The sequence below is a fragment of the Labrys sp. F242 genome, from assembly GCF_057813875.1.
In genome coordinates this window covers 882,787-895,260 of sequence record NZ_JBVASG010000001.1, presented here as the reverse complement: position 1 = coordinate 895,260, position 12,474 = coordinate 882,787, and the positions used below count along the sequence as shown (strand labels likewise).

General features: G+C 64.4%; 10 protein-coding genes. 7 read left to right on the top strand and 3 right to left on the bottom strand.

The annotated features are described in order from the left end of the window. Window positions 1-31 precede the first annotated feature (31 nt). The 3 genes from ACZYTC_RS04180 to ACZYTC_RS04170 all read left to right on the top strand — a co-directional run bounded on the left by ACZYTC_RS04180 (window position 32) and on the right by ACZYTC_RS04170 (window position 3,498). Window positions 32-751: a GAD-like domain-containing protein gene (locus tag ACZYTC_RS04180; RefSeq protein ID WP_434957260.1), complete on the top strand. Its 720-nt coding sequence runs from the start codon at window positions 32-34 to the stop codon at window positions 749-751. 142 nt (window positions 752-893) lie between these two features. Next, window positions 894-1,553: a dihydrofolate reductase family protein gene (locus ACZYTC_RS04175; RefSeq protein ID WP_434957261.1), complete on the top strand. Its 660-nt coding sequence runs from the start codon at window positions 894-896 to the stop codon at window positions 1,551-1,553. 343 nt (window positions 1,554-1,896) lie between these two features. Next, the gene (locus ACZYTC_RS04170) at window positions 1,897-3,498 is read left to right on the top strand and encodes a phosphoenolpyruvate carboxykinase (protein WP_488988971.1); all 1,602 of its coding nucleotides are present in this window, start codon (window positions 1,897-1,899) and stop codon (window positions 3,496-3,498) included. 109 nt (window positions 3,499-3,607) lie between these two features. On the opposite strand, the gene ACZYTC_RS04165 is transcribed toward ACZYTC_RS04170, so the two are convergent. Next, window positions 3,608-5,023, bottom strand: coding sequence for an amidase (locus ACZYTC_RS04165; RefSeq protein WP_488988970.1), 1,416 nt, complete (start codon window positions 5,021-5,023; stop codon window positions 3,608-3,610). A 95-nt stretch (window positions 5,024-5,118) separates the two neighbouring features. Between ACZYTC_RS04165 and ACZYTC_RS04160 the strand changes: the two genes are divergently transcribed. After that, complete coding sequence (locus ACZYTC_RS04160) at window positions 5,119-5,889, top strand: helix-turn-helix transcriptional regulator (RefSeq protein ID WP_488988969.1); 771 nt, start codon at window positions 5,119-5,121, stop codon at window positions 5,887-5,889. A gap of 12 nt (window positions 5,890-5,901) precedes the next feature. On the opposite strand, the gene ACZYTC_RS04155 is transcribed toward ACZYTC_RS04160, so the two are convergent. Further along, window positions 5,902-7,239 (bottom strand): APC family permease, encoded by a 1,338-nt coding sequence (locus ACZYTC_RS04155; protein WP_434957265.1) that lies wholly within the window; start codon window positions 7,237-7,239, stop codon window positions 5,902-5,904. 134 nt (window positions 7,240-7,373) lie between these two features. Further along, window positions 7,374-8,363, bottom strand: coding sequence for an AraC family transcriptional regulator (locus tag ACZYTC_RS04150; protein ID WP_434957266.1), 990 nt, complete (start codon window positions 8,361-8,363; stop codon window positions 7,374-7,376). A gap of 165 nt (window positions 8,364-8,528) precedes the next feature. Between ACZYTC_RS04150 and ACZYTC_RS04145 the strand changes: the two genes are divergently transcribed. From ACZYTC_RS04145 to ACZYTC_RS04135, 3 genes are all read left to right on the top strand, one after another. Then, window positions 8,529-9,296 (top strand): SDR family NAD(P)-dependent oxidoreductase, encoded by a 768-nt coding sequence (locus ACZYTC_RS04145; RefSeq protein WP_441772004.1) that lies wholly within the window; start codon window positions 8,529-8,531, stop codon window positions 9,294-9,296. A gap of 60 nt (window positions 9,297-9,356) precedes the next feature. Beyond that, on the top strand, window positions 9,357-10,541 hold the full coding sequence (locus tag ACZYTC_RS04140) for an acetyl-CoA C-acyltransferase (protein ID WP_441772005.1): 1,185 nt from the start codon (window positions 9,357-9,359) through the stop codon (window positions 10,539-10,541). A gap of 88 nt (window positions 10,542-10,629) precedes the next feature. After that, on the top strand, window positions 10,630-12,351 hold the full coding sequence (locus ACZYTC_RS04135; RefSeq protein WP_441772006.1) for an AMP-binding protein: 1,722 nt from the start codon (window positions 10,630-10,632) through the stop codon (window positions 12,349-12,351). The last annotated feature ends 123 nt before the right edge of the window (window positions 12,352-12,474 follow it).

The window sequence follows — 12,474 nt, the reverse complement described above, 5'->3', positions numbered from 1 at the left end:
GTCGATGTCTGGCCGGCAGGAAGATTCCATCATGCGCACCCTTGTTATCCTCCTTGGCTTGTTGAGCTTGGGCTTGTTGAGCTTGCTCGTCGCGCCACGACCGGGCTTTGCCCAGGACAGACCGAAGGAGTTCCAAACCTTCCTGACCGACTTCCCGCCGGGAAAGGATGTGCACCCCTTTCGCGGCGAGTTGTCGCCAGCACTAAAGGAGCACGTCCACCCCAGATTGATCGAGTTCTGGCAAAGGGTTGGCTTCGGCTCTTTCGGCAATGGCTTCATCACCTTTTTCGATCCGCGCGACGCCGAAACGATGCTGGCGCGTTGGCTCCTGCTCCAACATCCCGACCCCACGCGGGTCCCCATTGCGCGCACCGCCTTCGGCGACCTGATCTATTTTCGGGATCTGCGGCAAAGGGCGGCGGAAAACGGACTGCCTGCCGACTGGAAGACCGGTAGCGACGTGATCTTTCTCAGCATCCACTATCGCGGCAGTTCGGCCATCACCTGGTCCGTGGACGACTTCTTCGCCAAGGATCTCAAGGGCTTCCTGCAGGAGAATCCGAAAGCCTTCCACCAGTTCTACTCGACGGTCGGCGGGCAGCCGCTCGCCCCTGGCGAATGCTTCTATTTCGTGCCGGCCCTTGCCCTCGGCGGCCAGGCGACCAAGAAATCCGTCGGCCGTGGCGACTGCCTCGTTCATCAGGAAATCCTGCTGCAATTGGCTCTTTCCTCCGGCCCCTCGCGCAAGTGACCCCATAGGGCGACGAAGAGCCGGGCGAAATATTGCGTTCCTTGTCGGGAGAGGACCTGCCCGCTCGTCCTTGGAGCATAACGCCATGCCTCCAACATAGCGGCCTCCCATCCAAACAAGGGCAATCAAGGGACATTTTCTCATGCGCAAGATCATCGGCGGCATATTCCAATCTCTCGACGGCGTGATGCAGGCCCCCGGCGGCCCACCGGAGGATCCGACCGGCGGCTTCGAGCTCGGCGGCTGGTCGGCGACCTTCTGGGACGGCACGATGGGCACCGCGATGGGTGGCCTGTTCAGCAATCCCTTCGACCTGCTGCTCGGCCGCAAGACCTATGAGATCTTCGCAGCCCACTGGCCCTTCGTCGGTCCGGAGGATCCCATCGGCCCAGCCTTCACCAAGGCAGCCAAATATGTGGTCACGCGCGGCAGCGAGCCTCTCGAATGGCAGAACAGCCATCGCCTCGCCGATATCGCCGCCGTCGCCAAGGTGAAGCAGGGCGAAGGTCCCGACATCCTCATCCAGGGCAGCACGACGCTCTACCCCCAATTGCTGGCCGCGGGCCTGATCGACCGGCTCTTCGTCATGACCTTCCCGTTGGTGCTCGGCAAGGGCAAGCGCCTGTTCGGTACCGGCACGCCGTCCGGCGCCCTGAAACTGACCAGCCATGACGTTTCGAGCACAGGGGTCGTCATCGCCACCTATGAACCGGCCGGCCCCGTGCCAACAGGCACCTTCGAGCTTGCCGAACCGAGCCCGGCGGAGATCAAGCGTCGCGAGCGCATGAAGCACGAGGGCTGAGATTGGACAGGCTTGCCGGTCCCATCTGCAAGACGGGACCGGAAATTGCGGCGTTCTCTCAAAGTATTAATCGGCATCGGGACGATCGCGGGCCTCTCTGCGATCGTCCTTTTCTGTCATTTGTCATAACAATACCAATGCCGGCCAGAATTCTGCCGCCGATGCATTTCGCCGCAACATTCGCATGACACTTCCGCCCGGCCGCCGTGCTAAGGTCGCATTTGGATGGGAAGCAGCCGCCCCCGCCATGCATCGCCATGGCAGCGAATGATTGGTGCGGTGCTGCCCGCGGGAACAAGGCCGGATAACGGGCCAGGCACCGGCAAATGTGAGGAAGCGTGATATGAAACTTCATGTTGTGGAAGGCGGCGCCAAAGACGAGATCGAGCCGATCCAGTTCAACAATCTCGGCGCGCTGCACGCCAATCTCGACGAGCCCTCGCTGATCGAGATTGCGATTCGCCGCGGCGAAGGCCTTCTCAGCCCCGGTGGCGCCCTGGTCGTCGATACCGGCAGCCATACCGGTCGCTCCCCGAAGGACAAATACATCGTCCGCGAGCGCGAGACCGAAGACTCTGTCTGGTGGACCAACAACAACGCGATCTCCCGCGCCGCCTTCGACACGCTGCTTGCCGACATGCTCTGGCATGCGACGGAAAAGCAGCTCTTCGTGCAGGACCTGCATGCCGGCGCCGATGAGGACAACGGTATCAAGGTCAAGGTCTATACCGAGCTGGCCTGGCACAGCCTGTTCATCCGCAATCTTTTGATTCGCCCCTCCGCCGACGACCTCGTCGGGTTCTATCCGGACCTCACCATCATCGACATGCCGAGCTTCAAGGCCGACCCTGCCAAATACGGCCTACGCTCGGAGACGGTGATCGCCTGCGATTTCACCCGCGGCGTCGTCTTGATCGGCGGCACGGCCTATGCCGGCGAGATGAAGAAGTCGGTGTTCTCCTATCTCAACTACATCCTGCCCGCGCACGGCCTCATGCCGATGCATTGCTCGGCCAATGTCGGCCCCAGCAGCGTCTCGGCCCTGTTTTTCGGGCTTTCTGGCACCGGCAAGACCACATTGTCCGCTTCCCCCGACCGTTCGCTCATCGGCGATGACGAACATGGCTGGGGCCCGAACGGCATCTTCAACTTCGAAGGCGGCTGCTACGCCAAGACCATCAATCTCGACAAGCAGGCCGAGCCGCAGATCTTCGCCGCTTCGCAGCGCTTCGGAGCAGTCCTCGAAAACGTCTCGATCAATCCGATCACGCGCAAGCTCGACTTCACCGACGGCCGCAAGACCGAGAACACCCGCGCCGCCTATCCGCTGCATTTCATCGAAAATGCTTCGAAAACCAGTGCAGCCGGCCATCCCGGTACGGTGGTGATGCTGACGGCGGACGCCTTCGGCGTGATGCCGCCGATCGCCCGCCTCACGCCGGAGCAGGCCATCTACCACTTCCTCTCGGGCTTCACCGCCAAGCTCGCCGGCACGGAACGTGGCGTGACCGAACCGCAGCCGACCTTCTCGACCTGTTTCGGCGCCCCCTTCATGCCGCGCCATCCGGTCGAATATGCGCGCCTGCTGAAGGAGCTGATCGACAGGCACCAGGTCTCCTGCTGGCTGGTCAACACCGGCTGGACCGGCGGCGCCTATGGCACCGGACGCCGCATGCCGATCAAATGGACCCGCACCCTCCTCAATGCCGCCCTCGACGGCAGCCTCGACAGGGCCAAGTTCCGCACCGACCGCCATTTCGGCTTCCAGGTTCCGACCGCGGTGGAAGGCGTGCCGAGCCACGTGCTCGACCCCTTCAAGTCCTGGGCCGACAAGGCGGCCTATGAGAACCAGGCCCGCAGGCTGGTGGGCATGTTCACCGAGAACTTCAAGCAGTTCGAGGTGGCAGCCGACGAGACGACGATGAGCGCGGCGCTCGGCGGCTAAAGCATCGCGCCGAAAAATGGATCCCGATTTTCGGCAGGAAACGATACGGCAATAAAAGCCAAAGCGGCGGCTCCCCTGGGCCGCCGCTTTCTCTTTCTGCAGGACGGATCTATCGCGGCAGCGCCAGGAGCTTTTCCGCGCCCAGCGCGATGGCAAGGACGTCCTCGTCCGCATGGCGCCGACCAACGATCTGCAGGCCGACCGGCATGTCCCCGGCGCGATGGACCGGCAGGGAGAGAGCCGGGCATTGCGGCAGGAGATTGAAGGGACAGGTCATGTCCAGTCCCTTCAGTCGCCCATCCGGCAGACTCTCGGCAAAATCGTCATCGCTTAGCCCTGCCAGGGGCGCTGTGATGGCGCAGGTCGGGCACAACAGGGCATCATAACTCCCGAACAGCTTCGCCATGTCGCGCCACATTTGGGTGCGCAGCAACTCGATGCGCTTGTAATGCGTGGCATCCATGGCAAGTCCCGTCTCCATCATCGCCACCACGGATGGATCCATGCGCTCTCGCCCTGCCGCGAGCCGGTCTCCAAAATAGGCCGACATGAACACGCACCAGATGTCGAACCATTGATCGACGACGGCCCGGCTCCATCCCATCGGGATCTCGTCGACGACGGCCCCCGCCCCGCGAAGGTCTTCCACCGCGCTGCGAATGGCCGTCTCCACCGCCGGTTCGACGGCATAGAAGCCGAGGTCGAGCGAGAAAGCGAAACGCCGGCCGGCCAGACCTGCCTTGCGCGCCCGCATGCCGTCGAAGGATAATGGCAGGGAAAGGATATCCTCGTCACTTGGCCCAGCCGTCACGGCCATGAAGGCGATGGCATCCTCCACACTGCGTGCGAGCGGTCCGAAATGCGAGATATTGTCGAAAACACTGGGCAGGATCGTCATCGGGATGCGCCCCAGGCTTGGTTTGAAGCCCACCACGCCGCAAAAGGCGGCGGGAATGCGCACGGAGCCGCCCATATCCGTTCCCTCCGCCATGGGCACCACGCCCATGGCCACGGCGACCGCCGATCCCCCGGAGGACCCGCCGCTCGTGCGCTCGGGATCCCAGGGATTGCGTGTCACCCCCCAACGCGGGCTCTGCGTAAAGCTGGAGAATGCGAATTCCGGCGTGGTGGTCTTGCCGATCAGAATGCCTCCTGCTGCCTCCAGGCGGCGGATGCACAGGGCGCTTTCAGCGGGAACCGGATCTCCGCTCGTCCAGGAACCCAAGGTGGTGAGATCGCCAGCCGTCGGCGTCATGTCCTTGGCAGCGAAAGGTACGCCATGCAGCGCTCCCAGAGACTGTCCGGCCCTGGCAACCTCATCCGCCTGGCTGGCCGAGGCCAGTGCGCGATCGCGTCGCAGAACTGTGAAGGCATTCAATTCGGGCTGACACGCCTCGGCCCGGTGCAGTGCTTCCGCCACCACATCTACGGCCCGGAATCGTTGCCGACGAATGCCGTCGGCAATCGCGTAAGCCGGCAGGTCGAGCGGATGAGTTCGGGATGTTCGCATGCCGGCTAGATTCATCGTCTTCTCCATTCCGGCTTGTTGGCGGCCCGACGTGGGCGCATAGGGTTGGCAGCCAAACCATCCACCTGTCCAAAAAGGTCCGAGGGAGCGCCATGCCGCCACCATTCCAGGCCTGGAGCCGCCTCCTCGCCCATGCCGTCGAGGCCATAGGCTCGCCGGGCTTTCCCGCGGCGCTGCAGACGGTCCTGCGCCTGATCGCCCCTTTCGAGATGATGAACGGCTTTCGCTATGCGCCGGACGGCAGGGCGCATGATCTTCACAACCCGTCCGACTTGGTGGATCGTGGCATCATCGTCGATCAATATCTCGCCGGCGCCTATGTGCTCGACCCCTTCTACGATGCCGTCCGGGGGAGCGACGCCACATCCCTGATCGTCATGCAGGATCTGGCACCCGATCATTTCAGACAGTCCGAATACTACCGGGTCCACTATGCCGCGACGACCATCAGGGACGAGATCGGCTTCGTGCTCGATCTCGGAGGCAGACATGTCGGGGTGCTCTCGATCAGCCGTCTTGGCACGAACCCGCTGTTCCGCCGCCGCCAGATCGAGCAATTCGGCGATATTGCCGGACTCATCTGCCGCCTTGCCGAGCGGCATTGGCAAACCACGCGTCCGCCCTCCCTCTCCAGCGAGGCGCTCCCATCGGCGGCTATCGCCCATCCTCAGTTGACGCCACGCGAGCGGGAAATCGTGGCACTGATCCTCAAGGGGCATTCGAGCCTCTCGGTCGGCGCTCTCCTCTCGCTCTCCCCGGAAACGGTCAAGGTCCATCGCCGCCACATCTACGCAAAGCTGAAGATATCGAGCCAGGGGCAGTTGTTCCGCCTGTTCCTGGCCGGGCAGTCCACTGCCGCCTGAACAAGAGCCTGCTCAGGCCGTCTCCTCCACGAAGTCCATTTCGGGTGGGGCCTGGCTGAACATGCGCGTAAGATAGGCGAGATACGCAGCCCCCAGCGCCAGCCAGATCAGGCCGAGCCATTTGGCGTGGGCATCGAGATTGAGGAGCAGATAGAGGTCGCAGGCCGCCGCGATGGCCGGAACGATCACACCCAGCAGCGCGCCCAGCGGCCTGACGCCTTCATGCCCGCGCAGATAGAGAGCGATCACCGAGAGATTGACCGCCGTGAAAGCCAAAAAGGCACCGAAATTGATGAAGGAGGTCGAGGTCGTGACATCCATCCAGATCGCGGCCAGCCCGACCAGACCGACGAAAAGCAGATTGACGAGGGGCGTCTGCCATTTCGGATGCAGGCGGGCGAACAGGCCGCTCGGCAGGACATTGTCGCGGCCCATGGCATAGAGAAGGCGGCCGACGCTGGCCTGAGCGGCGAGACCCGAGCTGAACTGCGCCAGGACGAGCGTCGCCAGGAAGATGACGACAAAGAAATCGCCGCCGATCTTCTGGGCGATTTCGTTGCCGGCGGCATCGACGGAGGCGAACTCGAAACCGGGATGGGCGAGCTGGACCACATAGGCCGCCGCCACGAAGATGGCGCCGCCGGCCAGGGCCACGATCAGGATGGCGCGCGGAATGGTGCGGCCAGCGTCCTTGGTCTCCTCCGTCAGCGTGGAAACGGCATCGAAACCGAGGAAGGAATAGGCCGCTATGGCGGCGCCTGCCACCGAGGCGGAAAAGGGCACATTGGCCTGGAAGAAAGGCGCCGCTGCCGCCAGGCCGCCCGTTCCGTTCGCCGCGGCGACGTAGCGGGCCGCCAACAGCATGAAGGCGACGACCACGACGAGCTGCACCAGCATCAGCACGAAATTGACCCGGCTTGCGAAGGCAATGCCGAGGATGTTGATCACGGTGGTGGTGAAGATGAAGGCAAGGATCCAGACCCAGCTCGGCACGGCGGGAAAGGCGGAGGACAGATAGGCCGCGCCGATCAGCCAGATCACCATCGGAAGGAAGAAGTAATCAAGCAGAACGGCCCAGCCGACCAGGAAACCGACGCCGGAACTCAACGATCGTCGGGCATAGGTATAAGCCGAACCCGCTACGGGATAGACCCGGGACATTACGCCATAGCTCAGGGCGGTAAGCAGGATGGCGCCAGAGGCCAGCAGATAGGACATCGCCGTGGTGCCCTGGCTCGCCGTCGCTAGCGGCCCGAAGGTGCCGAATACGATCATCGGCGTCATATAGGCCAAGCCGAATAATACCACCGACCACAGGCCCAACGCCCTGTCCAATTTCACGTCCTGCATCGCTTCTCTCCCCTGGCGACAAGTTCTCCGGTTTGCCGGCGCTCGTCCTATCGTTGTCATCGGGAAGCTTGTGCCGATGCCGGCGATCGAACAATAACCCCAAGGAGTTATGACGGAACCGGCCGGCCCATCCGTCATTTCCCACGCGAGCGCCGGAATTCCCCGGGGCTGCAGCCGGCCCATTTGTGGAAAGCGCGGTGGAAGGCGCTCGGCTCGGTATAACCGAGATCGGCAGCGACTTGTCCAACCGGCTTGGCCGTGCGGAGCAGCCAGTCCAGGGCCAGCTTGCGGCGAATCTCCTCCTTGATTTCGGAGAAACTCTCGCCGTCTCCAGCCAGATGGCGCCGCAATGTCGGTTCGGACAGGTCCAACCTCGCGGCCATCTCGGCGAAGGAAGGCCATTCGGTAGGAGGGAGCTCGCGCAGGAGACGTCGCGTGGCGGAGGCAGCGCCACGGTCATAGCGATAGCGCCCCAATATGTTGGCCGGAGCGCCGGTTATGAAGCCCTGCAGCGTCTTCTCGGTCTGGCGCACCTTCAAGGACAGCAGCGCACGGTCGAAGGTCAGCATGGTCTGTGGCCGATCGAAGTCGACCTTGGTGCCGAAGAAGTCGCGATGGTCTTCTCGGCCGCTCGGGAGGGGCCCGCGATAATGCAGCTCGCGGATCTCGAGCCGGCGCTTGACCAGCCAGCACACGACGCCGTGCAGCAGCAGGAAGTAGGTGCGATAGGCAAAGGCCGGCCGGGGAGGAGCGGTCTCGCGCAGGATCACGCTGGCGCTCGTCTCCTCGATCACCAGTTCGCCCTTGGGCTCTCCCAGCACCAGGTTGAGAAAGCGCAAGCTCCGCCTGACGGCATGCTCCAGCGTCTGGCTGGAGATCACGGCGTGGCAGAGCATGGCGAAACTGCCCGGCGCCATCGGACGGGCACCGAAGCCGAAATATTCGCAGCTCATGATCTGCGCGATGCTGAGCCACAGCCGGCCATATTGCTCAGCCGACAGGCGAAAGCCCGGCAGATCGAGATCGCTCTCGCTGAATCCACCCGCCTCCAGCGCCGTCGCGAGGTCGAAGCCGCCGCGCCTCAGGGGCTCGAGCGTATCCTCGATAAAGCCGACGCCGATCATGGCGTGAATCTCTGCGCTCTCCAGGCCATCCGCGCCCCTTACGATATGGCAAAACCGATCACGCTTTTAAGCACGAAGGGTCATCGAATGCCACCGCCGACGCGCGTAATATCGGTGCCAACGACAACGGCCCTCAAAGGGCCGACACGGGGAGAGTTCCGCGCCATGCAAATCCAAGATCGCGTCTTCCTGGTGACTGGTGGAGCGTCCGGGCTCGGCCATGCGGTAGCAGCCGGGTTCGTGAGCCGCGGCGGGCGTGTCCTGCTCTGCGATCTCAATGCCGAAGCCGGCGAGAAAGCCGCAGCGGCGCTGGGTCCTGCGGCCCGCTTCCAGCACACCGACGTCGCCAATGCCGGGGATGGGCAGGCCGCCGTCGAGGCCGCCCTCGACGCCTTCGGCCGGCTCGACGGCCTGGTCAACTGCGCCGGCGTCGCCCCCAGCGAGCGCATCGTCGGACGTGACGGCCCGCATGATCTCGACCGCTTCGCCCGCACCATCCAGATCAATCTCGTCGGCACCTTCAACATGACGCGCCTCGCCGCCCGGGCAATCTCCACCAATACGCCCGGCGAAGACGGCGAGCGCGGCGTCATCGTCAACACAGCTTCGATCGCGGCCTATGACGGCCAGATCGGCCAGGCCGCCTATGCCGCTTCCAAGGGCGGCGTCGCCAGCCTCACTCTGCCGGCAGCCCGCGAGCTCGCTCGCTTCGGCATCCGCGTCGTCGCCGTGGCGCCCGGCGTGTTCGAGACCCCGATGATGCAGGCCATGCCGGAAGAGGTCAGGACCTCGCTGGGTGCGACCGTCCCCTTCCCGCCCCGCCTCGGCCATCCGCAAGAGTTCGCCGCCTTGGTCTGCCACATCGTCGAAAACCGCATGCTCAATGGTGAAATCATCCGGCTCGACGGCGCCCTACGCATGGCGCCGCGCTGATCGACCACACATGTCGCCGAAATCGGCGTAAAATCCTCCTTCGCAAAAAGGGACCTCAAGATGAATGACCCTGTCGTGATCGTCGGTTCCGCGCGGACCCCGCTCGGTGGTTTCCAGGGAGCCTTCTCCAGCCTGCCGGCGGCACGCCTCGGCGCAGCCTCCATCTCGGCCGCGGTGTCTCGGGCCGGGTTGCCCGCCGAAGCCATCGAGGAGACCGTGTTCGGCTGCGTGCTCAGCGCCGGCCAGGGCCAGGCCCCGGCTCGCCAGGCTGCCCTGGGCGCGGGCCTGCCGATTTCGACTCCCGCCACCACCATCAACAAGATGTGCGGCTCGGGCATGCAGGCCGCCATGCTCGGCCATGACCTCATCGCCGCCGGCACGGCCGGCGTGGTGGTGGCCGGCGGCATGGAGAGCATGACCAACGCGCCCTACCTGCTCGACCGGGCGCGCAGCGGCTACCGCATGGGCCATGGCAGCGTGAAGGACCACATGTTCCTGGACGGGCTGGAGGACGCCTATGACAAGGGGCGACTGATGGGCACCTTCGCCGAGGATTGTGCTGAGGCCTATCAGTTCACCCGCGAGGCGCAGGACGAATTTGCCTTGCGCTCCCTGAGCCGAGCCCAGGCCGCCATCCGAGACGGACGTTTCGACAGCGAGATCGTGGCCGTTACCGTCGGTTCCGGCAAGACGGAGCAGGTCGTCGGCGTCGACGAGCAGCCGGGCAAGGCCCGCCCGGACAAGATTCCGACGCTGAAGCCCGCCTTCCGCGAGGGCGGCACGGTGACGGCAGCCAATTCGAGTTCGATCTCCGACGGCGCCGCTGCTTTGGTACTGATGCGCCGCTCCCAGGCGGAAAAGCGTGGTTTGACCCCGCTCGCCGCGATCGTCGGCCATGCCAGCCACGCCCAGGAACCGAACCGCTTCGCCACCGCTCCGATCGGCGCCATGCGCAAATTGTTCGAGCGCACCGGCTGGACGGCCGGCGAGGTCGATCTGTTCGAGATCAACGAGGCCTTCGCCGTGGTGACGATGGCGGCGATGCGTGACCTCGACCTGCCCGGCGACAAGGTCAATGTGCATGGCGGCGCCTGCGCCCTTGGCCATCCGATCGGCGCCTCTGGCGCCCGCGTGCTGGTAACGCTGCTGGCCGCCCTCGAAAGCCATGGACTGAGGCGCGGCGTCGCAAGTCTTTGCATCGGCGGCGGCGAAGCGACTGCCATGGCGGTGGAACGGTTGGCGTAAGTGGGGGGCGTGTCTTCAGACCCGCCTTCATCGAAGCACTGGCGGGTCTGAAGACCCGTCTCCCGACGGCAACAGCGAGGAAACTTTCATGCCAGACTTTCGGCAGGCTCGTGACTTTCTGCTCAAGCATCGTAGCGATTACCAGACGGCTCGCGCCGGCTTCCGCTGGCCGGATGACTCCCATTTCAACTGGGCGCTCGATTGGTTCGACGCCGAGCTCGCCACCGCTGCCGAAAGCCGGGACCGCACGGCCCTGCGGATCGTCGACACAGCCACCGGAACCGATACCCGTTTCAGCTTTTCCGAGCTCAGCCGGCGCTCCAACCAGGTGGCGAATTTCCTGCGCGCTCAGGGCCTGAGACGCGGCGACCACCTGCTGGTGCTGCTCGGCAATGTGCCGGCTATCTGGGAAACGACGCTGGCGGCGATCAAGCTCGGGCTGATCCTCATTCCGGCCACGACGCTGCTCACCCCGGACGAGCTCGCCGACCGTTTCGACCGCGGCAGGGCCCGCGCCATCATCGCCGAGCGCGACCAGCTCGCCAAATGCGAAGATGTGGCGCCACCGGAAGTCAAGCGCATCGCCGTCGGCCCCGGCGGAGGAGCCGGCTGGATCACCTATGTCGAAGCTTTCAACCAGCCCACCACCTTCACACCGGATAGCCCGACCCATCCGCACGATCCGCTGCTGCTCTATTTCACCTCCGGCACCACGGCCAAGCCCAAGCTGGTGCGCCATTCCCAGCGCAGCTATCCCGTCGGCGCGCTCTCGACCATGTACTGGCTCGGCCTGCAGCCGGGAGACGTCCATCTCAACGTGTCCACGCCCGGCTGGGCCAAGCATGCCTGGAGTTCGTTCTTCGCGCCCTGGAATGCCGGTGCCACGGTGCTGGTGATCAACCAGCCGCAATTCAGCGCCAAAGTCCTGCTGCGCGAACTCGAACGCTGCGAGGTCACCACGCTCTGTGCCCCGCCGACCGTCTGGCGCCTGCTGATCCAGGAGGATCTTGCCGCCACCAAGGTTTCGCTGCGCGAAGTGTGCGGGGCCGGCGAGCCGCTCAATCCGGAAGTGATCGAACGGGTCCGCAACGCCTGGGGGCTGACCATCCGCGACGGCTACGGCCAGACCGAAACCACGGCCCAGATCGCCAATTCGCCGGGACAGACGATCAAGGTCGGTGCAATGGGCCGCCCCCTCCCCGGCTACGACATCCGCGTCCTCGACGCCGATGGCAAGCCTGCCACGGAAGGCGAGGTCTGCCTGCCGCTCGGCGACACACGCTCGGCCGGTCTGATGCAGGGCTATCAGGGGATCGACGGCAAGCTCGGAGGTTTGGAGGACGAGGTCTATCACACCGGCGACGTCGCCTTCATCGACGAGGACGGCTACCTCACTTTCGTCGGCCGCGCCGACGACGTCTTCAAGTCCTCCGACTACCGCATCAGTCCCTTCGAGCTCGAAAGCGTGCTGATCGAACACGAGACGGTGGCCGAGGCCGCCATCGTGCCGGTGCCCGATCCCATCCGCCTGTCGATCCCCAAGGCCTATGTGCTGCTGGTCGGCGCGGCCAAGCCGTCGCGCGAGACGGCGCTGTCGATCTTCCGCTACACCAGCGAGCGGCTCGCCCCCTTCAAGCGCATCCGCCGCATCGAATTCGTCACCGAATTGCCCAAGACGATCTCCGGCAAGATCCGCCGCGTCCAGCTGCGTCGGCTGGAGGTGGAGGGCGATACGCAAAGCGCATTCCGGGGCGTTGAATTCGCCGAGACCGATTTCCCGGAGATGGCATCGGAGAGGAAGCGCGCATAGGGTTGCGGCAGAGGCGTTCCGGGTGCGCGGACGTCTCGTCCGCTTCTTGCTCTCGGCAGACACTGTTTTTCCAAGAGTGGACGAGACGTCCGCGCACCCGGAAAATGAAATTCACAACACGAT

What these genes read in the sequence shown, in the direction of transcription:
- ACZYTC_RS04155 (WP_434957265.1), bottom strand. Translation starts at nt 7,239, where the DNA reads ATGCAGGACGTGAAATTGGACAGGGCGTTGGGCCTGTGGTCGGTGGTA.
- ACZYTC_RS04145 (WP_441772004.1), top strand. Translation starts at nt 8,529, where the DNA reads ATGCAAATCCAAGATCGCGTCTTCCTGGTGACTGGTGGAGCGTCCGGG.
- ACZYTC_RS04140 (WP_441772005.1), top strand. Translation starts at nt 9,357, where the DNA reads ATGAATGACCCTGTCGTGATCGTCGGTTCCGCGCGGACCCCGCTCGGT.
- ACZYTC_RS04175 (WP_434957261.1), top strand. Translation starts at nt 894, where the DNA reads ATGCGCAAGATCATCGGCGGCATATTCCAATCTCTCGACGGCGTGATG.
- ACZYTC_RS04180 (WP_434957260.1), top strand. Translation starts at nt 32, where the DNA reads ATGCGCACCCTTGTTATCCTCCTTGGCTTGTTGAGCTTGGGCTTGTTG.
- ACZYTC_RS04170 (WP_488988971.1), top strand. Translation starts at nt 1,897, where the DNA reads ATGAAACTTCATGTTGTGGAAGGCGGCGCCAAAGACGAGATCGAGCCG.
- ACZYTC_RS04150 (WP_434957266.1), bottom strand. Translation starts at nt 8,363, where the DNA reads ATGATCGGCGTCGGCTTTATCGAGGATACGCTCGAGCCCCTGAGGCGC.
- ACZYTC_RS04135 (WP_441772006.1), top strand. Translation starts at nt 10,630, where the DNA reads ATGCCAGACTTTCGGCAGGCTCGTGACTTTCTGCTCAAGCATCGTAGC.
- ACZYTC_RS04160 (WP_488988969.1), top strand. Translation starts at nt 5,119, where the DNA reads ATGCCGCCACCATTCCAGGCCTGGAGCCGCCTCCTCGCCCATGCCGTC.
- ACZYTC_RS04165 (WP_488988970.1), bottom strand. Translation starts at nt 5,023, where the DNA reads ATGAATCTAGCCGGCATGCGAACATCCCGAACTCATCCGCTCGACCTG.